The sequence below is a fragment of the Cytobacillus oceanisediminis genome, assembly GCF_007830235.1.
Lineage (GTDB): Bacteria > Bacillota > Bacilli > Bacillales > Cytobacillaceae > Cytobacillus > Cytobacillus oceanisediminis.
The window spans coordinates 85,401-111,220 of record NZ_VLKI01000013.1 but is presented as its reverse complement, the minus strand read 5'-3'; the positions used below and the strand labels follow the sequence as shown (position 1 = coordinate 111,220).

The window sequence follows — 25,820 nt, the reverse complement described above, 5'->3', positions numbered from 1 at the left end:
TAAGTACTTTTAAGAAAGCGTTGCGCAAAAAGAAAAAAGAAAATCGAAATTTGGTAACTTCGCATTGGTGAAATAAAAAACAATTAAAAATAAGAAAACTCATGAAAGAAAAAGGAAATTATTATTAATTGGAAAAGAAGGGAACAAAGTCATTTAAAATGTCCTCTTCCCTTTTTTGATTAATGCTTACACAAATTTGTAAAATTATTGAAATTATTCAATGATAAACATTCATACAAGGTTAGTGCGACAGGCACCTTTTTTCCTAAGTTAAATCCTATATTATGTGGACCCTTTATTCCTGTCTTTCAAGTTAGGATTTTAATGGTGAGAATCTTTTCGTTTGAAACAAATAATATATTTGGTCAATAAGGCATATTTTTAAATGGACATTTTCCCATTCTGACATCTACCTAATATTATGTATTATGGTTTATTTACTTAGTCTTAGGTGAAAAAGGAGTGTTTATGTATATGGCAGTTGATTTTCGTGAATGGAAAGGCACATACCGAATGCAGCAAAACGCAGTGGTTGTGTGGTTGGATATTACCGAACCTACCTTAGGTGGCTTGGCTATAAGTGTAAGAAATATGTACAACGATCGATTTAATGGGCAAATTATTAAAATGGATGAAAATAATCGACAAATGCTTTTTTATATTGACTATCCATACGGTAGGGATATATTTAATGCATATATATTGGATGCTATGACTAACCAGCCTAGAATACACATTGCTGGTACTTTCATGTCAACAGACGGAAAAACATACGGGTGGTTTGCTACTAAAGTGTGAACACTATAATAGGTTTATAACTAATTTTTCTCCCGAATCTGCTATGATTTATTACTGGTCAAGATAACAGGTAGGCCTGGGTCCATCGGATCTCTAAATAGCGGTGACATCTATGTTAGAGGAATTGAGAAATACCGACAATCTTCACACATTAGGTTCAGTTTAAATCTTATATTTGAGAGCTGAAAGTCTCTCTTCTAGATCGACTATTTTTGCTTATAAATAAGTATTAAGTCTCTCGAGTTTTGTGAATTGCAGTTAATGCAAGTATACCAAACCAGGTTTGGAATTTTAAAGATGAACGGCCAACGTTTTTCATATTGTTGTTTAACTTTCTGTGGCAAAATTAATCACACCGTGATGACCCTATTAGTGTTTGTATCAACAAATGGAATCCACTTAACTGTTTTCGAGAAAAACTACAAATAAAAAAAATTGAGGACAAGTGTAGGAATTAGGATAACTGTCCCCAATTTTTAAAAATACATTCTTGTGGGCGAGTACATTTCAACTCGAAAGTTTTAATCAAACTTATTTGATAACCTCAGCTGAGTAGATCCAACAACCACTTTCTTGCCCACGAACTTTAATGGTTTGTCCTTCATATTTGGACAGGTCAATTTTAGTACTATCAGGAGTCATCGCTGCTTGAACAGGCATGGTTGTTAGTTTAACAGCATCCGGACATTCTGTAGTATCAGATTTAAACTCTCCATTTTCCACAATTCCTGAATATAAATTTTCTTTCATATTTTCCTCCTAAATTATGCAGTTTATTTCTAAAACCACTTTATAAGCATGCAGATATATTTTTCACTTTTTTCTGGTTAGTATACAAACAATAGACACGAATTTATAAATAAACAGTATATTAATGACTTATTACAAGGTATGCACAAGTAGGTCTATAACATAACCTTCTAACAGTCATTAGGATGAATGCGATTTAATTAAGAAGTATTCTTGCAGCTTTCCTCGAAACTCCTCAAGCTCTCGTAGAGGTTGCTTCATTTGTGAGATACGAAATACGGTATACTCAGCATATGTCTTGTCAAGATTTGTGTCTCTATTGATCCACATCGCACAGAATTGATATGCGGCGAGTACATCAAGATCAGCCATTGCTCCATCACTTGTTCCAACGCGCATAAGAAACCGGTTGAGTACAATATCCTGCCTGGCGTCTATGTTTGCAACAACAGACGGGTGCCATTCCTTTGCATTTGTGAGCGAAGGGTGAGTATCAAAACACACACTAATGGCTGAATTAGAAGGTATGGATAACTTATATTTACCATCCTCATCGGTGAAGACGTGGCCTAGATGCTCCCAATCAGTATATGCCGAGACTTTAATGTTAGAAATAGGTACTCTATTAAACCCTTGTACCTGTCCAGAAATGGAAATAGTTTCTGTCATAGTAATCCCCCTAAAGATGTTTTGATAACGTTCTAAAATCCATGAAATAGGATGCCCTTTAAGACTTTTTTTATCAATAAAAATGCTTTAGATTGAAATTGGATCAAAGGAGTCGTAAACCTTAGTTGGGTGTAAAGTAACTTACAGAATTGGCAGAGGATAAACAGAATCTTAAATAGGGAATTGTTAAACAAGTATTTAGATGTAGTATGGGGCATGGGCATAGAAGAGCAAGTGACCATTTAATCCAAACCTTTATAAAAGAATTAGTTTGTATATACATATATGTTGAAAAATGTATATTTAGTAAATGTCTTGTAGACTAAATTCTTATTGGGTTTATGTCTATAGCTTTTTTTCCTTCAATTAATTAGGATAGCTCATTCGTATTTGCTAAAGATAAATAAAGTATGGACGCAGTCTTTATAGAGCTTTCATACTTGAAAATTTAGACTTTCATCAAACAAAATATAAGGGTGGGATTTAATATGCCAGCAACTGCTGTTAGAACACATGTAACCGCTGACCAACTTAGAGCGTTTGGATGGAAAAAAGTTAATGATCATATGGTAAGGGATTTGAATTCCACTTTAGAAAAATATGATATAACTACTACGGAAAGAATCAGACATTTTCTAAGTCAATGTATGATTGAATCCGATTATGGAAATGCGACTCAGGAATATGCAGATGGAAGTGAATACGAAAACAGAAGGGATCTTGGTAATGTAAATCCTGGAGATGGGCCAAAATATAAAGGAGCGGGATATATTCAATTAACTGGCCGATATAATTACCAGAAGTTTGAGGAAGAAATGGGTGATCCCCGAATTATGGAAGGGGTGGACTATGTTTCTAAAAACTATCCATGGTCGAGTGCTGGGTTTTGGTGGAAGATGAACAATATGAATGCACTAGTTGACTCAGGTGCAACAGTGAAAGACGTTACTTTGAGGGTAAACGGTCGTGGAATGAGGAAATTAGCTGAGAGAGAAGATTATTATCAACGAACTGCTGCTATTTTTGTTTAATAGCGCCTAATGTTCTAGGAAGGTGACAAAAACGGAGATATGTTCCTTTTGTCACCTTCTTTCTTTGCATTCCTTTTTGATTAGGGTCTTGTTTTTGCAATTACTTCTTTTATAAAAGTTTATTAATTATGTTCTCATTTTTTTAGAGGGTTGTTTGCTAGTAAAGCATTTTGGTGAATATAAGAAAGCTTGTATGTACAGGGAGCTGATGATAACTTTAAACAACCAATATTAAATATGTAAAAGACGCTATCCGTAGGATAAGATAATTATTAACACAAAAAATTAAGGTTAAGTTAAGAAGTGTAGATCTTATAATAACTAGAAAGCCCGGTGAATCGACCGTGTCCTTTGAAAATCAAATGTGTATTTAGTGAGTAAGTCTTATCTACTTTCTTTTATAAATCATATTTTCTCTTTTTGACTTTTTAATCAATAAAATATTAATAAGCTATGGCCTTACTTTACAGTCTGTTATCTTTTATTATTCAGAAACTACAACTGTCAATTTGTAGGTTTGATCGACAGCCATTTCGTCCCAAGGCTGTTGATAATGAAAAATGATGACACTATGCCCAGGACTTACGGCGGTGAAAACCCAACGTTGAAAACCGCCTTTACCGTATTGGCCAACAGGCCCATCTGTCATTAAATCCGAACAATCCAATTGTAAGTTATGCAAGCTGGCTGCTATACCTTTCTCTACCCACATGTAACCCGTGGATGGATTGGAGGGGAGAAGGATTTGCATTTGATTGTTTACTTTTAATGAAAGGGACTGACCATTTAACTCAAATCCTGCATGTACCATCATAGTAACCTCATATTATTTGATTCCATAGCGTTCCGCTTCATCCCGGCTGACCACAAATTCCTCTCCACGCTCGATAAGAACTACTTCTTTTTGTTTTACAAGGACTTCTAGATTTGTAATCAAGTCGGTAGCTCCGTAAGCTTCTTTACCGTAATCCTCCATATAAGCGTAGGGAAGATATCCGAAGCCGCCATCTCCCCATTTTGGTCCCCAAGAGTTTTGAAATTTGAAGACTTGTTCGTCATTATTATAACCAACTATGCAAACTGCATGCCCGCTCTTTAGGTATTCCTTGTTTTTTGGCATTGGAATGAAACCGTCTTTTGAAGCATTTATAAGCCAATCCGTCATTGCAATGGGCAATCCTGCAACAAAGGGACCGTTTACGGAAAGACTTCTTTTCATCGCCTGAACATTGGTTAATTGAGCATATGCCTTAATACGGTATTGGATTGCATTTTCCTCGGCACCAGGTAGGGGGGGGATGCCTTCTTCAGTTTTGTAAGGGTGATAGCTCTCTTCGCAAATCCCCGTCTTTTGGAGAATTTTGGCCGCTATACGTGGATGAGTTCCGCCAGCTGGAATATTGTCTACCTCTTTGCATTTTTGATAGAGATACAGCGGAGAGAATTGAATATATCGACCATGTTCCTTCAACTCTTGGTATTCTTTCATCACCGCAAAGGCAAATCCGACGCATGCATCCTTTGTTCCTTGAGACCTTACGGGCACCTCTATTGTCGAGTAGTCGATTTTTGCCGGCAGAAGGACAAGGGGCAAGATACCCTCCATAATAATGTCTCTTTTGTCAATCGGACCGGGTACATAGCCAGTTCCAAACGTATCCACAAGAAAATTCCCCTTTCATGTTGTTTACTAAATACTTTAGGCAGTTAATCAATACCTACCGAAAAACTACTTTATATAATACATACATTATGCAGTGATCAAACCAATTTCGAACGATCAAAAAGTATGAACGTTTGGTATAAACGAAAGGAATAATGGATTTTCAGTCTCGCTACCTTCTAATAGGACAAACCCGATCTAAAGGTGAGACCGGGTTTTAATCATGTATAATTGACATTTATTTTGCCCTTTCAGTGAACGGACTATGTGGATCGCTCCCTAATGCCACCGATGCAATGGCTGATTCTTCAATATCAGCATCTTGAACATCTTCTGTTTCCAGGGGATACATCTGGCCGATAAACCGTTTATCTGTTTCCGATAGAGTTACGTTCCAACCAATTTCATAATCACCGATTGTCAATTCGTTTGGAACAGGGTATTGCATGATAGATAGTCGATCATGCGAGGTGAACAAAACTCCTTGTGGCTCAAGTTTGTCTAATACGTTATGGTCAATCATTTCTGCTGACCACCCTTTTTTCATGTAATATTGGTAGACAGCGGGCTTATCCCAAGGAATATTTGCTGTGGGACTTGCTTGTTCGTGTGAGATACCGATACAATGCCCAAACTCATGTAACACCACACGGGCTATTTCCTCTTCTGGAGTATTACGATTAAATCCTTGAAAATTCATGGTTGCTTTATGTTTACTTACGCCCAAATTATCCGTTCCAACATGTGACCAATAACCGCCTTTAGGATCTCTGAAAGAAATGCGAATTTCTGCATTCTGGTCATTGCCGAAATCGAATTTAATGTTTGCATAGCGGCTCCATTCTTTAGCATATTTTTTGACTTTTTCTTGAACAACTGGGTCTCCGTCAAGGAAACGAACCCGTAGAGTCTGACCATTCCCCCACTTTTTTCCAACTATTAAGGCCATTTCAAAGCTGTCAATTTCTTCGCTCGAGGCAACATCCTCACCAGGTGCATTTTCGGGGTTCTCCAGGATCGCCAAGCGAGCTGCTTCGAATAATTGATCATCTGGCAAATTCATTTGAACACAATGGTTAAGAGGTTTGTTGGGTGTCATATAAAGAATCCTCCTTTTTTGATTCGCTATATAGTGTGAAAGAAGGAGAATGGTTTTATGTATATATAAATTCTCTAACTTAGAGCAATAACCCATATATTTTAAATGATTTTAGAAATCCTGACTAAAGCTATCTTTTTTCACTAACAATGAGCCAAATCATATATGTGATAGCTTTACTAACTTAGTAGTTAGAAATGACCTGGGGAATTTGCCTCCACGCCCCCTAGAGCTCGATGATGATAAAAGAATGGGAGTCGTTTTAGGGGAATAATTTTATTCGTTTAAACTTGGATGGTAAAAGCCGCTAGGAACTGCCAAAAGGCTTATGGTTATTAGTTAACAGTGTAAAAGTGATCCATTTTTTTATTTAGCTTACAAACCTGAGAATGCGGCCATGCTCTTGCCTATCCTGCTAACGTTCCTAACTAAACCTCTAAAAGGAGGATAGAATTTTCAATATTAATTGGAAAAATATTATAAATATTTGAGAGGGACATAGGGAAAAATACAAATGATAAAAGACATTTTATGAATACGAAGCTTTTTAAAAATCTTGGTATTTTTCATTAAGTAGATAGTTTTTTAAAAAAACAAAAAATTAATCATTATAAAATTTGGAGGTCAATACATGCAGCAGTATTTGATTGTTCGGAGAGAAGACTTTGTCCACTTTGGCATACAATGGTCGGACTTCCGATTAGATAAAGATTTGGAAGGACGTCCGCGGCTGGTGGCAAATAGCGACAATGCACGAATTACTCTCACCTTTCCCCCGCAGGCATTCGCCGAGCAAGTGAAGACGGCATCTGGTTTATTTCGTACAAATTATGAATACAACAAAATACAGAAACAACTGTCAGGTTACAGCCGAGTTCAATTCGCAGTACTAACCGGAGTGGTTATGGATCTCAATGCAGAGGGGATACTTAGCTTGTTAAGGGGTCCTGGGGTCAGCGTTGTTTCCCAAGGAATTAACGCAGGGGAAGAGCCTACAGCCATTGAAATTCCCTGGGGGTTAATTTTGTCGGCGGTTTCCAGGTCCCCTGGAGGAACAGTAGTCTCCGATCACTCCGTACTACCCATTACGTCTCCATCGGGAGTGACAGGACTTTGGTATACACGACTTCAAGCTAGTGATGGGGAAACAGAAGATGCCCGTCTCGCGCTTCTTCCTCTTAGGAACATTGAAAGCCACGACATGGATACCTGGGAGAATGGACAAATTATTGTTGGACCAGCACTTAAGAATTTTGACCGCAAAAGCATTGTTTCAGAAAGCTTGTCCCAATCCCAAAATTTTTCCGTAATAGAAGAGCTTCCTAAAGCAAAACGTCTGGAATTAAGTACACTTGGAGGCTCGCTCTCCGCAACTGCAAAATGGCCAAACTTGGAGTGGGAACATGATATTGTGCTAGGAAGGGACCAGAAGGTACGAGTGCAGCATGCGGGATATCTCTTTCCTTTTGGACATCGTGCGCAGTTAGAAGAAAAAATCGTTAGAGAGTTTTCCGACGGAGAAGCAATGCTAATGAATACGGCTGTTAACCTTGTGGTTACAGAGCCTGTTCGCAAAACCGAAAACCGTGAATTTCCGTTTAATGAAGTTGAAATACTCGCTCAAAAATTTGTTGATTTAGAAACACCGGGAGCGGATTTTTTTCTTCTAAAAAAACTTAACGGAGAGCTGCTGCAGTTTCCAGTGCGGCTTAAAGGGAGCAAAGGGGATTTGTATTTCAATGTTCCGCTGGTTTTTGTAAAGCAGCTTTTACCCGAACAGAAAAACACTATTACAGATTTATGGAAGCCCTACAGCAACATTCCAGTCCCAGGCGTTCCCATTGATTTGGTCCGAGGCGGCACGGATGGCGATGTTCACGAGGTACACGAAATCACAATTGCCACTGGTGATCACCCTGAAGAAGGGTTCATCCCTAAGCTGGAACAATTCATGGTAGAGCTTCCGGCAATGCGGAGGATACTAAATGAACAATCGCGCTTACCACTTAAATACAGCCAAGAATACCTAGATTCTATTGATATTGGAGATACCCCACTAAAACCAATAGAGGACATTGTGATTGACTTTACGAATCAGCCTGGGCTCTCGGGAGGGCTTCTTGCACCAAAGTTCAACGCAAATAAAATTTCACGTACATTAGGTCCAATTTCTGTACCTGACGTAGATATCCCTGTGTCGGAAATATATAAGGATGCAATGATACTTGGCTTACCTCTTGGAGAGCTTCTCAAAGTCGATCAGTATCTTCCGCCCAAAATGATTCAAGTGCCAGGAAATCCCCCAGGAGCCATAATGGAATGGGACCTGCACTTAAAAGATTATGGACCGTTTAAAACCATTGAAAACAAGACGAAGGCTGAGCTAAGGGTTGAACATTCAGCAACGAAATCGGAGATAAAGTGTGAGGTAAAACATTTTATATTTCGTCTTCCTCAGACTGATCTTGTAACTCTAAAGATTGGTTCACTTGTATATATACAGAAGCCAGGATGCGAACCAAATTTAGAGATCAATGGATTGGAAATTGATTTCAAAGGTGCGCTCCAGCTAGTACAGAAACTCTTGGAAGAACTCAAGCCTTTACTGGGCGGTAATAGACCGACACTCAGTTCTACACCAGCTGGGATCAAAGCAGGCTACACGTTTCAACTTCCAAGTGTAAAAACTGGAGCGTTTATGATGAGTAACATTGCCATTCACTGTGGGGTTAATGTCCCCTTAAAACAAAACCCAGAATCAAATTCAATGGACCCAGTTACGATGTCGCTCAGTTTCGGAAGACGCGACAACCCTTTCAATCTCTCCGTGCTTATGTTCGGAGGAGGGGGCTATATTGACGTTGAGTTCGGCAAGGAAGGACTTACGAAGTTTGAGGCATCAATGGAGTTCGGGGCAACGGTAGGCATCGACTTTGGTATTGTTAGCGCTGAGGTTCATGCGCTCGGAGGCGTCCGTTTCATCAAATCCGGCCAAAACATTGAGCTCGACGCTTTCATCCGGATTGGAGGCAGTGTTGATATATTTGGCCTTGTGTCGGTGTCTGTTGAATTATATGTAGAACTCAGTTATGAGTCTCCACCATTAAACCGATTGGTCGGTCAAGCGGAACTTGTCATTGAGGTTGATTTGACATTGTTTTCTGAATCTATAACTCTTAACAGCGGTGAATGGGTATTGGAGGGACCTGATATACAGCCTTTGGCGTCCCCGGATGGTGAGGTCGCGGAACTTCAAATTGATAAATTAGCTGATTACTACGAGGCTTTTGCGTACTGACAAGAAGATACACACAATAAAGTGAAATATTTCATTTCAGCAATAGATATAGCAGCCATTGGAAAAATAAAGTAATACAAGAAAGGATGAATTTTTTAATGAGCGAGTTAATGTGGGTTGCAGTCCCTGGTGGGACCATTTTGCGGGGTGAGGAAAGCGATGCAGTTCTTCGAGTTTTGATTACACCAAAGTTAAAAGGTAACTCACTAGCCAGTCACGGCATGGAGAATTGGCCTCCGCAGAGCCTTGTAAATGCAACATTATTAGTGGATCTCGCGGAAGATATCAACGGTGAGCTATACACAGTAGAGGTTAAGCCTCCACACATTCAGGCACAACCTGGTGTCTGGGAGGCTTTCTTTGGCCCTAACACCATCGTGACATCACCACGAAAGCACGACCCTAATGCTCCAATGGTTGAGGTCGACAGTACATCAACTAAGGCTGAAACGATAAATCATATCTTTACGACCGTTGCAGCAACAGATTTTAGGTTGGATAATTATAAAGAAGATCAGCCTATACTAGACGAAATTATTAAAAAAGAGCTGATAAACTGGGTCAATGAGGAGCAGCCTGTGATGGCACTGAGACCGGGGGAGCCAAGTTCAAACTCTCCCCAGAATAATCGTTTTACACCGCCTGATTTTCACCGGACAATCGCTATCCTTAGAGAACATCCCGCGGTCCTTAAGGCACTTGGTCTTATAATTGAACTAAGGATCCCTGTCTCAATGCTGCCTACTCAATTTCCAGAGGGGATTATTCGGGTACGCTGGACAGATGTGCCAGCTCCTTTACCACCAATCATTTCCCCATGGACCAAGTATAATAGCATGTTTCTACCTGGCTCTACAAATAACATAAGCGCCGGCTTGGTAACCTTGACAGATGATAGGGAGGAGACGAATGAAGAAGGCGCTCCTTGCTGGAAAGTTGTAACTGTAGACGTTGACAACGGGGTCAAAAAGCTGGAAGCTGCTGCCCGAGCTATATCTGATAAGGGGGATGAAGAGAAAACTTCAGTCGATACCCAAACCTTCATGTTTCCTGCCATGCGTACAGCTGGTTTGATGCTTCTAAGATGCGGTCGTCAAGCTGATTTTGAAGAGCGGCGCCAGGCTGCGGATATTAACGCGCAACGGAACTCTATGAGCGAGGCAGTCCTTACTGCCGACGACCTTGTGCTTGGATATCGGATTGATATAAAACTTCAGGGAAGAGATTGGTCCTCACTGCACGAACGAGATGCTAAATACACGACGGCCAGCCGGGAGGGTAATGAAATCGTAATTGGCGGAGGGACTGTAAGGGAGGAAGGACATTTAAAATCTCATGCTGCCATAAGGGTTGAAAATGTGCTCCGCTCTGACGAAGTTGTTGCCAGGTGGACAGGGTGGAGTCTCTCAGTGCCTCGGCCAAGTTTCAATTCCCAGGCAGATATCAAGCCTTTAGCGCATCCAGACATGCCGTTTAAGTTTGATTGGAAATTCAGCGTCCCGAAAGGCAGTCTTCCTCTATTGCGTTTTACCCACACATACCGTTTGCGTGCGCGGGTGGCCGACATCGCTGGAGGAGGTCTTGCTCTTAATAATCCTGACGCAGACCGCTGTTTTACCAAGGCGGTTCTATACCGGCGTTACGAACCTGTGTCACCTCCTGACCTTTTACTTCCCAATGAGCTTGATCAAAATACACTTAGCCCAGGGGAATCCATTAACCATCTTCTAATACGAAGCGAGAATGATTCAAATGCAACTGAGTCTAATACCACTCGATTGCTGTTTGCTCCAAAATCCTCGCTTACTTTGGCTGAGCAGCATAATGCTCTAGAAGGCATGAGTGTCCAACAAATTGTGAATCTAGTAAAGCAAGCGAAAGAGGATGCCAACAAATTCAGATCTTCAAATTCTGACGAGGTGCTGCTTCCCGACTTCGCTGCAGGAGGAGTTTGTGTGTTTCCAAAGGAGGCATCCCTAACGCGCAGCGAATCGGGTGACCCGGAAGTTATTAAGACCGAACGTTCATGGAGCCAACCATGGCCTGAATTCAAGCCAAAGGAGATCGTTCTCAGGGACCGTGCGCCGGGTGAAACGAAGATCCTTGAATGGGAGCCTGCATCACATAGCGAGGACCAAGATATCAGTGAACGACTTATTGTTCGCCTGGCCAAGGCAGAAGAAATCACCCTTGATCTTTCTTCGTTCTTAAAAGAGGATACCCTTGACCATTTTGAGATTAACGAGTCGCTATCGGAAATTTCGGGTATTACGGCGAATGAGGGCCGCCACCCTATGGTTACACCCGCACGTACTGTGACTTTTACACATGCGGTGCGACGCCCGCTAAGCTACCCGAATGGAACTCTAGTAGTCGATCGTAGTGAAGGCATGAATTATGCATTACTAATCCTAGATCCGCGTAATCATGGTATCGATCCTAAAAGTACGGTAAAGCTTGAGATTACCGCATCCTGGAAGGAACAAAATGACAACATGACCCAAGAAGTAGTGGATTATCCGGTGAACGTTCTTAATATTGACCGAGAGGATTATTACATATCAGACGAAATTCGACACGAGTTTGGTGATACAAAGCATCGTATAGTTACTTATACATTGACGGCGGTTAGCCGGTTCCAGCAGTTCTTCGAAGAAGATAACGAGGAGGCGTTTGTCGCTCGAACAGTCCAAAGTCCTATCAGCATCCCTAGTTCCGCTCGACCGTCACCGCCGATGGTAGTGTCAACTTGCCCGGCATTTGTTTGGGAAGAGAATCACGAAGATGGGGAAGACTTCAGCCTAAACCGACGCCGAAAGGGTGGTTACTTGAGAATTGAACTTAAGGGTTCTTGGAACGAGACCGGTGAAGGAGAACAGTTGGCAGTGCTTGTTTGGAAGGACAATAATCCGCCGAAGGAAATAGAGCCATTCGTCACGCAGGCAGGACGTGATCCCATCTATGATGCTCCTTACTATGGGACTACAGGGCCTGAACGTTGGCCAAAGGCTGCAGATTTCACTCTGGCATCCAGAGAATCACGTGAAGTATATCTCAAGGAGGCAGGGACGAATGTTTTAGCAGTCCCACATGAGCCTTGGAATCAGGATGGCCGCTGGTTTGTAGACATTGCCATCCCGTCTTTGGTAGAAAACTCATACTGCCCCTTCGTGCGACTTGCATTAGCGCGCTACCAGCCTAACAGCCTCGAAGGATTAGAGATCTCGTCTGTAGTGATGACGGAAATGGTTCAACTGCTGCCAGAACGATCACTTCGTGTTAGACGAGGACCCAGCACTAATTCAAATGGAAAAAGTCTGTTCGTCTCGTTTTCCGGCCCATACTTACAGGCTTTTGATATAACCTTAGAACAATTCAAATCACCGCCTGGTATAGATTCAAATATGGTTGATTTGACTTACGTAAATATTGCAAACAATAATGAGGGGCCCAACCTAGAAATCCCCACATGGGTACAGGTTAACTATCAATTAGGAAACTGGGGGATGTGCGGGTATGAAAATTGTCCAGACAAGGAGATTCTCCTTGATTTAGGGCATACAGGCAAGCTTCGCCTTCGAATTCAAGAGAAGGAGCGCGGGGAAGTAATGGGACTTGAAGGGTATAAATACGATGCTATCGGAGCACGTACTGTTTACAGTGATATCGTAGATTTACCGGAAAATACATTACAAGAAAAGAAATTTCTAAAGATATTTCATGGAGGTAATGGAACAACAACCAATAATAATGGGTTGCCTTTGCAGGGAATATTTTACGGTGTGATGAAGAATGGAGATCTCATTTGGAACAAGTATGTTGGTCATGGAGAAGAAGTTGGGAGTACAGAGAATACCCAGAGCTGGGATGTTAATACTGGCAATCCTATTGGCCGTGGTTTCAATCATATGCTCCATATCTTTGGATGTGGAGATGGTGTTATCATGGCTATTCACCCCAATGGCAATCTACATTGGTATTGCTACAATGGAAATGGTGAAAGCGACGTGACTGGGACACTTGGGTGGCATCCTAATTCAGGAAACGTAATTGGAAGCGGGTGGAAAAACTACCGTCAAATTTTTGTAGTTCCAAGGGAAGGGCCATCTAATGATTCCGCTCAATTGCAAATTTTTGCAGTAGCACAAAATGGCGACCTGCACTGGTATTCCTATAATGGGAATGGGGAGCAAGATCCTTCTGGTACTCAGGGCTGGCATCAAAACTCTGGTAACCCGATTGGAAATGGGTGGCAAAATTTCAAACACATTCATGGATCGGGGAATGTTATTTTCGCCGTTCATGAAGACGGGAATTTGCACTGGTATTCGTATAGCGGCAATGGAAAAGAGGATGTGTCGGGAACTGAAGGTTGGAACCCAAATTCCGGAAATCGGATTGGCCGAGGCTGGCAGAACATGCAGCATGTTTTCGGAGGAGTATCGGATGATGGAGGATTAGGTCATATGGTAATGGCTGTCAATTTAACGGGCGATCTTATTTGGTACCGGTACACAGGTCAAGGTGAGAGTGATGTTTCTGGTGCACTAGGGTGGGATCCGACATCTGGGAAATATATCGGAAATAGTTGGTAAATAAGTGATTGCCAGTTCGTGCTTTGTTGTCCTTCTGGTCATGAGGCAAACAAGCTATTCATAATGAGCCAATCATACAGATTATTACGGAACTTGATGATTAAACATAAATGTCCGAATAGTTTTTTTATAAAAGGTTTATCGGAGTCGTAAAAATACGGTTAATGCCATGTTTTAGCCATAGAAACACCTATCTTATCTAAGATCTAAAGGAATAGGCCACTGCCTCTCTAATCGTTGCAGTGACCTATTTTTGTTTTAGGGGTGGTTCTCGAATTATAGAAATCGTTCGAGTACTTGAGGAGCAAACTTCAAGCTTCTACTTGGAGACGGAGTAATAAAAAGGTTGCCCATCATGTTGAGGGAGGATATATGTATCCCTGATAAGCATTTTCTCTAAGATCAGAACTCCTATAAATCAGTGTGCCGTGAGTGGCATCTCTAAATTTTTACCTCCTTTTGTGTTTGAATTTCATAGCGCATGGTATTGGGCTAGCTTTTGCCATGGTGGCATAATACTATAGCTAAATCTAAAGACAATTTTATTTTATCTCACATCAAAATTCTTCCTAGCTATGATTCGTTCCTATTTAATTTAATAATCTAAAAACTGAAATACCTATAAGTCTTTTTTAAAAAAGGCAGATTAGTAGAAAGGATACAGCCGACCATTTGTAATTTTATACCAAAGTTTTTATTAATTTTTTCAGAATAATTAAAGATAATTAAGAAAAAATAGATATGGAAAATGGAAGGAGGTTACTATAATTGTCTGTTACATTAGAAACTTTAATTGACCGTTCAATTACAAATATGAAAGAGGGTATACATCCTACAGTTAAAGAAGCTGCAATAGAGTTGATTAAACGAGCTTTTAAAGAGAACATATATGTTCTCATAACCTCTGGTTATAGGAGTATGGAAGAACAGGCAGTTCTTTACGGCCAAGGAAGACAATCCTATGTTTATAATGGAAAAGATTATGGTGATCCAAGTAAGCCAATTGTAACACAAGTAAAACCAGGGAAATCAAACCATAATTTCGGATTAGCGATTGATTTTGTTTTACTTAGTGACGATGGTAATCGAGCCATTTGGGATGTTAATGATAATTGGATTAGAGCAGCAAATATGGGTAAAGAGTTGGGATTTAAATGGGGAGGAGATTGGACTTCATTTAAAGATTATCCTCATTTGGAAATGAAGGATTTAAATCCTAATTCCTCCCGTCCAATGCTTCGTATGGGAGACACTGGGGAGTTTGTAAAACAACTGCAGGAAGCACTTACAAGGGTTGGATTTTTCACGGGAAAATGTGATGGGATTTTTGGTGAGCAGACTAGACAAGCATTAATAAATTTTCAAAAAGCAAATAATCTATCTGCCGATGGAATTGCGGGTCCAAATACTTGGGAAGCTCTTGAGAGATAGAGGTGTAAAGATTTTAGGTCTAAAAATTTTTAGAGGACCTTATTGAAATCGAAACGGCGGTATTTCTGGGCTCTATTCTTACCATTTTTAAATAGTAATTCTATAGTTCGATTATTTGAAAGGCAGGTTGAGATGAATGCAACCGCGAAATCCTGATAATGTACAAGGGCTGGATGTTTCACAACATCAAGGAGATATTAATTGGACGTTGGTTTTTGAAGCAGGAAAGTCGTTCGTTTTTATAAAAGCAACAGAAGGTGCAACCGTTAAGGATGCGAAATTTGATTTCAATTATACAGAGGCCCAAAACGCAGGACTTTACGTTGGTGCCTATCATTATGCTTATCCCGAATCAATGGATGATCCTATTCTGGAAGCGGATTATTTTATTGATACAGTTAACGGAGCTGGAGGCTTTGAAGGTGATTTACGTTTACCACCAGTGCTTGATTTTGAAACCAACCAGGGAGGGTTGGATAAAGATCAACTATCTGAATGGGCAAGAATCTGGATGGAACGTGTTATGGAGCAGGTGGGGATCAAACCTATAGTCTATACATATCTGGATTTTGGACGAAGGAGTCTAAATGAATCACTCGGTGAATATCCATTGTGGTTTGCACGCTATGATGTACAGCAGCCAGAAGATTTTTCAGGATGGAGTGAGTGGAGATTTCTGCAATATACGAACAGTGGACGTGTATCTGGAATCATGGGAAATGTAGATTTAAACGATTTTGATGGCTCAATTGAGACATTAGAACAATTTAGAATTGATAGTATGCTTTGGTAGGAAATTAGAGAGTAATGGGAGTTTCATCTATAACCTTGCACATCGGTTAATTAACGAACATAGCAAGAACATGATCAGAACACAGCACCTACAATTATGATGTATTTCTGATGTTCCTTTTAATTTTGAGACACCTTAAAAACCCTGGTTTTTCAAGGGCTCATAAGGTGTTTTTTAATGTGCTTTGCAGATATTCGGAAGAGTTTCAAAAAGTACAAAAACTGTCCTAATGAGCGCTGCTTTATTCCAAGCAGTAGGATAATCAATGTGGCGGAATTACAAACCTTCATATGAAAGAACTAAAACCGGTTAATCAATCCGTCTCCCTGGATGTGCTCGAGTTATCCTTAATACCCCCTGACCGGTATTAAAAACATAGAAGGTCCAGTACTTATTGGGGCTTCTTAAATCTATGAACCAAGGGGCAGAGGTAACATTTGCGGGTACGTTCTGTTGAAGAATGTCCGGTTCGTTATCTGACATCCCACGATCCAGCCAAGAACCTTGGCCAGGTGCTAACCCTAATCCTGCTGGACGTGTTCCCTTATTGAAAAATAGCCCAAGTATGTTGAAAGTTCCCTGTACATTTCCCGGATGCCACCTAACCCCAATCGTGGGACCACCCCGCACAAGTAGTGGAAAGGTTTCCACCTCTAAACGTTGCCAAGGGTGTTGCCAAACTTCATACCCAGCTGGATAGCCAGCCTGAAACCGGGCCTCATATTCGGTTTGTTGACCAACTTGTTTTCCTGTTTTTCGCACTGATATCTCCCCTCTCAGCTCACCTATTGTTGTCCAAGCGCTAGATTAGGTCTCTTAATAATTTATTGATGTAATGTAATACTTTATCCTGGATATATGATATTCACTTTTAGAATAAATACAGCATTTCCATAAAAAAACAAGTCTAAAGATCTAAGCTAGTTATAAGTCTTCTTACATGGACATTTAGATGAATGTGGCTCCTCTATTCATCACAAATCGATTTACTAGCAATGATTTGATTTGAAGAATGGCTGCCAAATAGCGATTATGACGCGGATTAGGATAGATACAACCTTGAATATAATCTAAATAATCCTACTGAAGATGCAGAAGGGAAATGTAAAGTTGATTTATTTGTGCTAGTCAAGAAAAAAATTACCTGATGCACCTACAGGAAAGTCTAGACGAAATCTTTACATGAAATTCCCCAATTATTGGCAGGGGAGTAAATAAGTACTTGCGAATAATTTACCGCGTATTTGCAGGAGGTGTATTTTATTATCAATATAACATGGGGCTTTTTATTATGGATTTCAGCAACAATATTATTCATTTTATTTGGATTGATTTTTCTAATTCCTGGCCAGGTTTTTTTAGTGATTACGACTTTTATTCTGGCAATCCCCTTAATTACAATTGCAACTAATGCTTACAATTATATTAGGAAAATTTCAGGCTCAGGACGTATATTAGCTGCTGTCCAGATTGCTCTTTCAGGAATAATTTTGGATATATTAAGTATTATTTATTTTGCAAAAGTGTTTCAGAATTTAACTAATGATTCCCTTCCGTTATTCGCTGCCTGGCTGCTTTGGGCGTATAACCTGATATTATTATCAAGCTTTACAAAAAAGTTAAGGTTAAATGATGCCATTTGAGAAAAGGTGCTGGACCCTAGTTGCGGGGCGGGCATTTTTTCATGCATTGTTTCTTAGCCCATTTCCTCCATCCATTTAAAAATCCATTTACCAACAATTCCACAACTAGTTTATAATAAAAATGATGCCTATTAGAATTGCAGGAGAATATCAATATGGCTCAAAGAAGTTTAAGAAGGTGAACAAAATCAACATCATCGAAACAAGGGTGAGAAGTTTTATAGAAGATATTCAACACCCGAAGCAAAAAAAGAAATTAAATATAAACGATTTAGAATTTCAGCTGCGGAAGCTGTTACATGATTATTACGAGATGGATGGTTATTTGCTGTTTCATCAAGCCATCGAATCGTTGCAAAATGAAGGGCAGCTGACTCCCATACATAATAGTCAATACAATGGCAGGACACCGTCTCTGCCTTTATATTACTGGGTTAACTTGAAGGTTCAGGCAAATAAATGGGACCGGCTCCAGATGATGAAGTTAAGTGATCTGTTTGATTTTTCGTTTTATGAACGGCACCCGGAATGGCAGACGAAAGAGGAATGGGACCGAATCCAAAATTTATATGCTTTTCTCCAATCAAATCAGGAACGGGAAATCGTTTCACTCGAAGAAAGAAGCCTGGAGCTCTTTGGTCATGAAAAATTCTTGCTGGATGGGATTAGTTTTCCTGATGGAAAAGGCTTTTTAACCCGAATTGGTGTTTCAGAAGAGCAGCTTAAAGTGGTGAAATACGGGGAGCCTTTTGTATTTTGGATGAAGCAGGGGAAAGAAATCAATGATATTCAGCGAGTGATGATTGTCGAGAATCTATCTTTCTTTCATACTACCATTCAATTATTGGAAGCGGATCAGCTGGATTATGAACCTGAACTGATCATTTATGGGGAAGGCACTAAAATTGAACGGAGCTTTTCCTTTTTCTTTAAAATTTTCCCGCCAAAATCATATCTTTTCTATTATGCAGGAGATCTCGATGCGGCAGGGTACGGAATCATGAATCGGCTGATTGAAAAATATCCGAATTGCTGCATTCAGCCTGCACTAAAGATTTATCGAAAAATGCTCGAGTGTGTTGATCAAAGAAATGAACAGAAATCAGGTCAAATTCAAAATCTTAAATACCGTGATGCGTTCTTTGAGTGGTTTACAGAAGAAGAGCAAGGACTATTAATGCAATTATGGCAGGAAAATAAAAGGATTCCTCAGGAAGTCTTAACAATTGAAACATGGAGGAGATGGATGTGAACGAATCATGGGAAGGGTTCGCCCAGAGGATGCAGCGTTTAAACCCGCTGTTTGAGCTAGGGAGAGGAATGGAAGTCGGAGAGCTGAAGCCTCATATCCAAACGATTCTCATGCAGGTGCTCCTCACCATTTTTTATCGGGAATTGAATGATGATGATCATCGGAGGAAATCGGATATCAAGTATATGGTGGAAGATTCGATTAAGCAAATGAAGCTTTTGGCCGATGAGAAGCAGATTGAACGGATTACCAGCGGGCTACTGTATCAGGGAAAAGAGGAGTACAGCAGACCGTTTGAAGCCCTTTATTACGATGAAATCAGGCAGTCATGGGAGATTCAGGTTTTCCGCTATGTGACAATGGATGAATTATATACAAACCTGGAGATGGGAGGATCCATTGTTTACAAACTCACCGATGTCTCACAGGAAATGATATTTATGAGCAGGGAAATGGCAGAGGAATTCTCGATCACGATTGAACAGCTCTATAGCATGCAGCTGATTAAAAACGGTAATTTCCGCAAAGCTACTCGAAACCTCGATCACCTCATTTCACGTGTAAACCGCTTAATGGCAAAAGAATTTTCCTTTCAAAAAGAAATGATCAACAATCCCAAAATCTTATTGATGGAAGAAGAAATGCAAAGGGCCGACAATCGTGCGGAAATCGAAAAGCAATTTGAAGAAGAAAAAAATCACTTCCGCACCATCAGCAGCATGATTGAGAAAACGAAACGAAGAAATGAAGAAGATGATCTCATTCAAAAAGAATTGATCCTTCTCCAGGAGAAGATTGGCCATACAAGGCAGCTGCATGACCGTTTTGCCAAGCTTGTTATTCAAAATATCTCTTATGAGATGAAATTAAAAGCGGAAAACCCATCGCTGTTTTGGGAAACCAGCCTGGTTTCATTTCGGGAACATATTTATGAGAACTGGTTCATGAAGGAAGGCGTTTCTTCTTTTGATATGGTTGAAAATGTACTATCACCTTTATTTTCGCCTAAAAATGAATTTATTTTGCCCTTGGATTGGATTTGGGGCGAACAGGAATTTGATGAAAAGCAGCTGACGGAGACGCTGGTGGAAGAAAAGGAAGAAGAGGGCATTACGCATCTGCGGGTAACGAACTGGGATTCCGTCATTAAGGCATGGAGTTATGTTTTTCAATATTTACAAACGTACGGAGAGTTTTCACTGGCCGATTTATCGACGCTGCCGCTGGAAGTTCAGGATTTATGGTTTGAAGAATCGGAAACGATTGATTTATGGATGATGTTTGATAAAAAGCCGTTGAAGGTTCAAGTGCTGCATCGGAAGGAAGAAACCTTAAGCGATGAACGGGAAATTCTTCTTTATAAGCTCATGCAGGAGTATCCGCAATTTCAAGTGTTTGAAGGACTGAAGATCTATACCGAGTTTGATCATCGGGCGGAACCTTTCCTCTGGTATCAAATGAAAATCACCCCGTTTAAAATTTGTGTACAGGAGGAGAAATGATGAGTGCAGAAACGATCAAAAAAGCATCAGCTGTTTATTTTACGCTTTTAAAAGAGAAAGTCATCGACGAAAACAGCGAGCACTTCCAGGCGTATTTTGATCCGGATGTGAGACAGACAGTTCTTTTATTGGCAGACGAATCTGGTACCTATATCATTGAATCGCCAAAACGGATTCAGCTGGTTGTGCAGCCGACCGGCTCTGTTTTTGCTACGAATTTTACTCATATGAAAGAGAAGCATAAGCAAATTGAAACGAAGAAACACTTTCATCTGATTAGCGTTGTCATTATGGCTTTTTTAGCTAGCATAGATCGCAACCAGGCTGCAAAAATCCGCACGAAGCGGGAAGGAATTAGCTACTACGCATTGGAACGGCGAGTCAATGATCTCATCATGAATTGGGATGCCATTCTTAAAGCGAAACCGGCCTTTGGAGAGGAAGAAAAAATTGATATGAAGGATGTCGTGACAACATGGAAATACATGGAGGTCGACACCGACGATTACGGAGCGAAAAAAGCCAATCGGCGAACTCGGATCGGTTTGATTGCAAGCAGCATGCGTTTATTGGAGACGGAAGGGCTGATTATCATCCTCGACCGTGATGATATTCCAAAGGTGATTCCCAAACAGGAACTTTTTGAGCGGATTGAATATCTCTATCACGATTATGACCGGTATGAAATGTTTAAGGAATTAATGAAGACAGAGGAGGATGAGCATGCCGAAAATCCATCGAATTAGAATTGCCGGCCTGAAGTATGATGGCATGCAAAAACAATATAAGGACACCACGTTCAACTTCCATAATGAGGAGACCTCAACCAATGGCCTCATTTCCATGATGAATGGGGGAGGGAAAGGGGTGTTCCTTCAAACCATCTTCCAGATCCTCAAGCCTGGAACATCGTGGGGAAAACAGAACAATCGCTATTATCAGCAATTCTTTTTTAATAATAAAGAGCAATTCATTCCTTATACCTTTCATGTTCTCATTCAATGGGAGCTGGATGGGGCTGACCGCAGGCATTTGGTGACAGGCGGAATGTTTTCTGCTGAACAGCGGATTTCCATGAATGAAGAAAGCGGAAATGAAAGCAAAACGCTGGAGCAGGAAGCGAAGATTGTCCCTAATATTACGTTTTATACAAGGGAATTTGAACGGAAAGAAGAAGCATCGCTTGAGCATATTCCACTCTATGAAAATGGTGAAGCTGCGGAAACTGAAAGCTTGAAAGACTATTTAAAATGGAATGGCTATGACGTTTACCGAGATACGAAGAAGCACTATCGCATCCTTGATACATATGGCATTAACCGTAAAGACTGGGATATTATGAAAGACATTAATAAGGATGAAGGCGGCGTTGGAAAATTTTTTGAAGGAGCTGAGGATGATCATTCCCTGTTCCAAAAGCGAATTATTCCTACTGTCAGTCAGGTCCTTCACCGGACAGAGCATCAAAAGAACGATCTTGTGGAGATTTTTAAGAGTCAAGCAAGTATTGCAAAGGACCTGCCTGTTCTTTTAAAAAGAGAGCAGGCGCATAAGGAGTTCCTGGAAGATATTGTTCCTTTTGAAGAGAACCTGGCAAAGGGTGTCAAGCATAAAGAAATTGCTGAGGACAGCATCAAGGTGGGAAGTCAGCTGCTTGGTGCTTTGGAACATTTGAAGAAAACGGAAGAGGAAACCCTGCTTGAGCTGGAAAAGGAAATTGAAAAATTAACAAACAAGCAAGTGGATCTGCGCTTTCAGAAAGATAACCTCGAGTATGCAAAGGCCCATCGGGAAGTGCTTGATTGGGAGAAGAAATTAGCGGAAGAACAGAAAAAGCATACGATCCTGAAGGAAGCTGTGAAGGAAAAGCAGGAGCGAAAAGACGAGCTGGCTTTTCAGCTTTTATTGAAAGAATGGCATGAAGCGGAACAAAGCATTCGGGCGCTTTCACAGCAGATTGCGAAATTGGAGCAAAACAGCGGCTTGGAGCAAGTAAACCAAAGAATGGATGAAATCAAAAAAGAAGCGGCTCAGAAATGGGAGCAATCTTCCGGGGCCATTCAGGAAGCAGTACAGCATTATTTGGGATATCAAAAGTTCCTGAAGAAAAAATCAAACGATCTGTCAAAACTAGATAAGCAAAAGACAAAAGAGATTGCGAAGCTTCATACGGAAATTGATTTTCTATATACGCAAATTCATGAATTTGAGTCGAAAGAAGAAAAACTTATCAAAGAATTTGGCGATCGCTTAACCTATGATTTACAGGGCTTTATCGAAAATCTGTTAAAACAGATTGAAACCAAAAGAGCTAGTCTGGAAGATCTGCAGGTAAAAGATAAACAATCGAATGAAAAGCAGAATCAGCTTGCATCTGCACATGGTACCCTCGCACAATCGATTCAGTATTCAGAAGAAAAACGTGAAGAGTTAAAGATGAAAAGTGAAGAGCAGCATCGCAGAGAATCGAAGCTGGCCGATAAACTGCATGGGTTATTGGATGATGTCACGGCGCCATTCACGAACGCGCTTTTATCAAAATATGCCCTGCAAGTGGAAGAGCTCCTCGTTCAGAATCGAGAGCAAGGGGAAGAAGTTAAAAAAGCTCTTTGGGAAACGCAGCTGGATTATGCCTTGAATGATGAGCACTTCTGGATTGCGAACAATGACGTGAAGGAATTAAAAGAATGGATTGATGAGAAGACGGGCATTGACGTATTTTTTGGGTCCCAATTTCTCCAATCGTTAAGACCGGATGAAATGGCGAACCATTTGCTGGCGCACCCGCTTCTTCCTTATGGCTTAGTTGTAAGCAAGCCGCAATGGGAGAAAATTAATCAGCAGGTTTTGTCAGGAAGAATGTTTAAAAGCCCGGTTCCGATTTTTATGCGTGAAGAAATGACGAGCGAAAATCATCAGGGTTCTTTTGTGATGATTACTGGCACGGAGAAGGAACTGCTGACAGATAAAAATCAATTCACGAACTGGAAAATTAAGATTGCGAAACAAATAGAAGAAAAGAAAGATACACTTGCAGAGATCGAAAAAACGGAAACATCTTTACGACGAATTTTAAAAGAAATCGACCGCTTCCTGGCCAATGACCTTGCCAGTGATATCGATAGAACACTAAATCAGGAACAGGAAGCGATGATTGCCAAGAAGACAGAATTACAGGCAATCATCGTGCATGAGGAAAAAGAAAGAGAACTGCAGCTTGGGCTGAAGGAACAGCTGGAGAAGACAAAAGAAAAGATTGAAAAACTAGTAAAAGATGTGGAAACGCTTGAGGAATTTGACCGTGAAAAGTCGCTGAACCAGGAAAATAAACGGGTAAAGCTGGAAAAAGAGAAACAAAAGGATTCATTCACAGCCGCCCAGCAGGAGATTGCCAGTGAGCATCAAACCATCGTTGGCCTGCAGGAAAAGTGGAGTCAAACGTATCTGGAATGGAAGCTATCAACCGAGCAAACTATTAAGGAGATTAGCTTCTTTATTGAAAGTGCGGCCTTTCCTGCAGCTGAGAAAGCTGACGCTTCTGAAGAGGTCCCACGGTTATCATCTCATATTTTAGAAGAGATCAACGGAAGCATCGATGAACTAAAACAGCTTCAAAAATCAAAAGAAGAACAAGCAAGTGAATTGCTTGCGATTCAAGCGACAAGAGAATCCGAACAGAAGCAGCAAAAGAAGCTGGAGAAAAAACTTCATGCTCTTAACGAAGAGTGGAAAGAAGCTTTTGAACCAGATGAACCAATGAGTATTTTAGAAAACTTGGTGCAGACGGCTGCAAAGGAAACAAAGGCAGCTGAGAAAGAGGAGCGCGAACAGGGAACGGCCGTAACCGTTGCTGAAACGTCTTTAAAGCATGCGATTGATCTGCGTAAAAAGTCAGCAAAAAAAGTGGACAAGCATGACAAACAGCCGGAAGAATGGGAAGAGCTTGATCTGGAAGTGAAGACAGTTGAAATTACTGACCAGACTAAACAGACGAAGGCAGGAATGAAGCAAACGGAACAGCGCAAAAAAGAAACCGAACAAAACATTGCTGGTTTCGAAGGCGATCTGTTAACTCTATCCGTTATTCTGAAAGAGGAAGCGGCTGCCTTTACGGAAGAAGATGTCGAGAAAATTAAGAGTCAAGGAAGGCAAAGCATCATTTCCTGGAGTGAAAAACATCAGGATATTCAGGAAGAAGGCCAGGAGAAACATGCGAAAATTGAACAATCCCTGCGCAATTTAAAGCTTAATATTGAAGGCAAGGATTGGGAGATCCGCTTTAAAAATGAAGTCTTAACTACGCTCGATCACATGGATACAAGGCATTATGGGCATATTCAAAATGTCGTTCAAAACATGAAGCGTTTTTCACAGAGCGGCTTAGAGCAATTGGAACGAGACAAAGAACGGGCAGAGAAAGCGCAGAACTTCTGGGCCAGCCGGGCAAGCATGAAGGTAATGAGCATTTCAGAAGCGATTCGTTCCATGATTACGAAAATGAAGCTGAAGAATGAACGGGGATCTTTCCCGCTTGTTCAGCTCAAAGAAGACATCCTGCCTAAAAAAGCGGAAGATGTCGAACCGTTGCTGAAACAGCATTTTGTTTCAGCGATTAACAAAATTACGAAGCGATTTGAGATGATTGACGACAATAATCTGGAGCTGGACCAGGACATAAAGCAACTCATCAGTGATGAGCAGATTTTATTTGTCTCCCTCAGAAATCGTTACCCAGAACTCTTGGTTTATAACATGCGTACAGACAATGCCTTCATGTACGGAAAACCGCAGCGCGAGCATTATTCAACCTGGCAGACGATCAACCAGGGTTCGAAAACGAAATCAGATGGCAGCGGCGGCCAAAAGCTATCTGCCCGCATGGTCATGATGATGATGCTCCTATCCGTTAAAAGTGAAACCGATCAAAGCTGGGTTCCATTAGTGTGTGATAATCCATTCGGACAAGCAGCGTCGGCTCATGTGCTTGACCCGATCTTCGCCGTTGCTGAAAAACTGAAGTTCCAATTTATCGTCGTCACCCCGCCTGAATTGGTGAAAACAGAAATAAGTCAAAGGTTCGATGCTTATTATAAATTGGATTTTATTCGGGAAAAAGGGAAAGAGATTGTGTCGGATACGATTGTTCCGGCATTTCGGATTTATCAGGGAGAGGAAGTTGTTCAATAGTGGGACTTAAACGTAAAAATATCCACTATTAACTTGGAATTTTCTCTTGAGGGGATATGGTGGATTAATTAGAAAGGTGTTAGTCTGTGAGTTCCAGCTGTAGGAACAC

At 40.7% G+C, this 25,820-nt stretch carries 16 protein-coding genes; 11 read left to right on the top strand and 5 right to left on the bottom strand.

Annotated features, from left to right (window positions below):
• The first annotated feature begins 474 nt into the window (after positions 1–474).
• Entirely contained in the window at positions 475–798 is a 324-nt protein-coding gene (locus IQ19_RS18845) for a hypothetical protein (RefSeq protein ID WP_144544076.1), read from the top strand.
• Positions 799–1,329: 531 nt separating this feature from the next.
• Here IQ19_RS18845 and IQ19_RS18840 read toward each other — a convergent pair.
• Positions 1,330–1,548: a hypothetical protein gene (locus IQ19_RS18840; protein WP_144544074.1), complete on the bottom strand. Its 219-nt coding sequence runs from the start codon at positions 1,546–1,548 to the stop codon at positions 1,330–1,332.
• A 180-nt stretch (positions 1,549–1,728) separates the two neighbouring features.
• Positions 1,729–2,217 (bottom strand): polysaccharide lyase domain-containing protein, encoded by a 489-nt coding sequence (locus IQ19_RS18835; protein ID WP_144544072.1) that lies wholly within the window; start codon positions 2,215–2,217, stop codon positions 1,729–1,731.
• A 488-nt stretch (positions 2,218–2,705) separates the two neighbouring features.
• On the opposite strand from IQ19_RS18835, the gene IQ19_RS18830 reads away from it, so the two are divergent.
• On the top strand, positions 2,706–3,248 hold the full coding sequence (locus IQ19_RS18830) for a glycoside hydrolase family 19 protein (protein ID WP_144544070.1): 543 nt from the start codon (positions 2,706–2,708) through the stop codon (positions 3,246–3,248).
• 484 nt (positions 3,249–3,732) lie between these two features.
• Here the strand turns inward: IQ19_RS18830 and IQ19_RS18825 are convergent, their stop codons facing one another.
• The 3 genes from IQ19_RS18825 to IQ19_RS18815 all read right to left on the bottom strand — a co-directional run bounded on the left by IQ19_RS18825 (position 3,733) and on the right by IQ19_RS18815 (position 6,010).
• Positions 3,733–4,062 carry a protease inhibitor I42 family protein gene (locus tag IQ19_RS18825; RefSeq protein ID WP_144544068.1) on the bottom strand — a complete coding sequence of 110 codons (330 nt, stop codon included), beginning with the start codon at positions 4,060–4,062 and terminating at the stop codon, positions 3,733–3,735.
• Positions 4,063–4,074: 12 nt separating this feature from the next.
• Entirely contained in the window at positions 4,075–4,911 is an 837-nt protein-coding gene (locus IQ19_RS18820) for a C1 family peptidase (protein ID WP_144544066.1), read from the bottom strand.
• A 238-nt stretch (positions 4,912–5,149) separates the two neighbouring features.
• On the bottom strand, positions 5,150–6,010 hold the full coding sequence (locus tag IQ19_RS18815; RefSeq protein WP_242021056.1) for a zinc metalloprotease: 861 nt from the start codon (positions 6,008–6,010) through the stop codon (positions 5,150–5,152).
• A 631-nt stretch (positions 6,011–6,641) separates the two neighbouring features.
• On the opposite strand from IQ19_RS18815, the gene IQ19_RS18810 reads away from it, so the two are divergent.
• The 9 genes from IQ19_RS18810 to IQ19_RS18765 all read left to right on the top strand — a co-directional run bounded on the left by IQ19_RS18810 (position 6,642) and on the right by IQ19_RS18765 (position 25,711).
• The gene (locus IQ19_RS18810) at positions 6,642–9,308 is read left to right on the top strand and encodes a hypothetical protein (protein WP_144544064.1); all 2,667 of its coding nucleotides are present in this window, start codon (positions 6,642–6,644) and stop codon (positions 9,306–9,308) included.
• Between the two features lie 98 nt (positions 9,309–9,406).
• A complete protein-coding gene (locus IQ19_RS18805) occupies positions 9,407–13,903 on the top strand; it encodes a tachylectin-related carbohydrate-binding protein (protein WP_144544062.1) in 4,497 nt (1,498 codons plus the stop codon).
• 768 nt (positions 13,904–14,671) lie between these two features.
• Entirely contained in the window at positions 14,672–15,334 is a 663-nt protein-coding gene (locus IQ19_RS18800) for a peptidoglycan-binding protein (RefSeq protein WP_242021055.1), read from the top strand.
• A 136-nt stretch (positions 15,335–15,470) separates the two neighbouring features.
• Complete coding sequence (locus IQ19_RS18795) at positions 15,471–16,127, top strand: glycoside hydrolase family 25 protein (protein ID WP_144544061.1); 657 nt, start codon at positions 15,471–15,473, stop codon at positions 16,125–16,127.
• A gap of 1,253 nt (positions 16,128–17,380) precedes the next feature.
• A complete protein-coding gene (locus IQ19_RS18785; protein WP_277875352.1) occupies positions 17,381–17,770 on the top strand; it encodes a DUF5367 family protein in 390 nt (129 codons plus the stop codon).
• 178 nt (positions 17,771–17,948) lie between these two features.
• Positions 17,949–19,022: a Wadjet anti-phage system protein JetD domain-containing protein gene (locus tag IQ19_RS18780; protein ID WP_242021053.1), complete on the top strand. Its 1,074-nt coding sequence runs from the start codon at positions 17,949–17,951 to the stop codon at positions 19,020–19,022.
• A complete protein-coding gene (locus tag IQ19_RS18775) occupies positions 19,013–20,524 on the top strand; it encodes a hypothetical protein (RefSeq protein ID WP_242021052.1) in 1,512 nt (503 codons plus the stop codon). The genes IQ19_RS18780 and IQ19_RS18775 overlap by 10 nt, the downstream gene beginning before the upstream one ends.
• Positions 20,521–21,270: a DUF6063 family protein gene (locus IQ19_RS18770; RefSeq protein ID WP_242021051.1), complete on the top strand. Its 750-nt coding sequence runs from the start codon at positions 20,521–20,523 to the stop codon at positions 21,268–21,270. Before IQ19_RS18775 ends, IQ19_RS18770 begins: the two co-directional genes overlap by 4 nt.
• Entirely contained in the window at positions 21,248–25,711 is a 4,464-nt protein-coding gene (locus tag IQ19_RS18765; RefSeq protein ID WP_144544057.1) for a coiled-coil domain-containing protein, read from the top strand. Before IQ19_RS18770 ends, IQ19_RS18765 begins: the two co-directional genes overlap by 23 nt.
• Positions 25,712–25,820: the final 109 nt, after the last annotated feature.

Coding starts and splice junctions, on each gene's coding strand:
- IQ19_RS18845 (WP_144544076.1), top strand. CDS start 475: ATGGCAGTTGATTTTCGTGAATGGAAAGGCACATACCGAATGCAGCAA.
- IQ19_RS18840 (WP_144544074.1), bottom strand. CDS start 1,548: ATGAAAGAAAATTTATATTCAGGAATTGTGGAAAATGGAGAGTTTAAA.
- IQ19_RS18835 (WP_144544072.1), bottom strand. CDS start 2,217: ATGACAGAAACTATTTCCATTTCTGGACAGGTACAAGGGTTTAATAGA.
- IQ19_RS18830 (WP_144544070.1), top strand. CDS start 2,706: ATGCCAGCAACTGCTGTTAGAACACATGTAACCGCTGACCAACTTAGA.
- IQ19_RS18825 (WP_144544068.1), bottom strand. CDS start 4,062: ATGATGGTACATGCAGGATTTGAGTTAAATGGTCAGTCCCTTTCATTA.
- IQ19_RS18815 (WP_242021056.1), bottom strand. CDS start 6,010: ATGACACCCAACAAACCTCTTAACCATTGTGTTCAAATGAATTTGCCA.
- IQ19_RS18810 (WP_144544064.1), top strand. CDS start 6,642: ATGCAGCAGTATTTGATTGTTCGGAGAGAAGACTTTGTCCACTTTGGC.
- IQ19_RS18805 (WP_144544062.1), top strand. CDS start 9,407: ATGAGCGAGTTAATGTGGGTTGCAGTCCCTGGTGGGACCATTTTGCGG.
- IQ19_RS18795 (WP_144544061.1), top strand. CDS start 15,471: ATGCAACCGCGAAATCCTGATAATGTACAAGGGCTGGATGTTTCACAA.
- IQ19_RS18775 (WP_242021052.1), top strand. CDS start 19,013: ATGGATGTGAACGAATCATGGGAAGGGTTCGCCCAGAGGATGCAGCGT.
- IQ19_RS18770 (WP_242021051.1), top strand. CDS start 20,521: ATGATGAGTGCAGAAACGATCAAAAAAGCATCAGCTGTTTATTTTACG.
- IQ19_RS18765 (WP_144544057.1), top strand. CDS start 21,248: ATGCCGAAAATCCATCGAATTAGAATTGCCGGCCTGAAGTATGATGGC.